Annotated in this window: 1 pseudogene; it reads left to right on the top strand. The window is 55.8% G+C overall.

Going from position 1 to position 523, the window contains the following annotated elements:
• Positions 1-523: pseudogene (locus HBA93_RS18215) on the top strand (hypothetical protein); the annotation flags it as partial.

Raw genomic sequence — 523 nt, 5'->3', positions numbered from 1 at the left:
GCATAGTTAAAACGCTTGGCGATAATTCTGCTGCTGTGGTTGTCTCTTCTGCCGGTGGTAATGGCGGAAAAGGCGGACGCTCGGTTGGCGGTGCTGATGCGGCCAGCGGTTCGGGCGGTGTCGGGGGCAATGCCGGAGCTGTTTCGGTTACCAATAGCGGCTCGCTGATTACGGAAGGTGTCGTATCGAGTGCAGTTGTTGCTACCTCGGATGGTGGCTCAGGTGGTCGCGGAGGTGCATCAATCGGCATTCACACCAGTGCTGAAGGTGGTGGCGCAGGCGGTAAATCAGACCGTGTAACAGTCGTGAATGACGGCACGATTTCGACAACACAATCTTCATCACTGGGTATTTTTGCCCGGTCGAATGGCGGACAGGGTGGTGCTGGCGGTCTGCAAGTCAATGTTGCATCCAATGGCGGTCATGGTGGCAAAGGTGGCGCAGCCGGTGCGGTTTCTGTGACCAATAATGGCATGATCGAAACTGGCCTTGCTGCAAAGGACACATCTTCTGCCAATGTAAC

It is taken from the genome of Ochrobactrum sp. SFR4, from assembly GCF_019730395.1.
Classification (GTDB): domain Bacteria; phylum Pseudomonadota; class Alphaproteobacteria; order Rhizobiales; family Rhizobiaceae; genus Pseudochrobactrum.
Note: the sequence above shows the minus strand (reverse complement) of the source record. Positions and strands in the feature narration are given on the sequence as shown.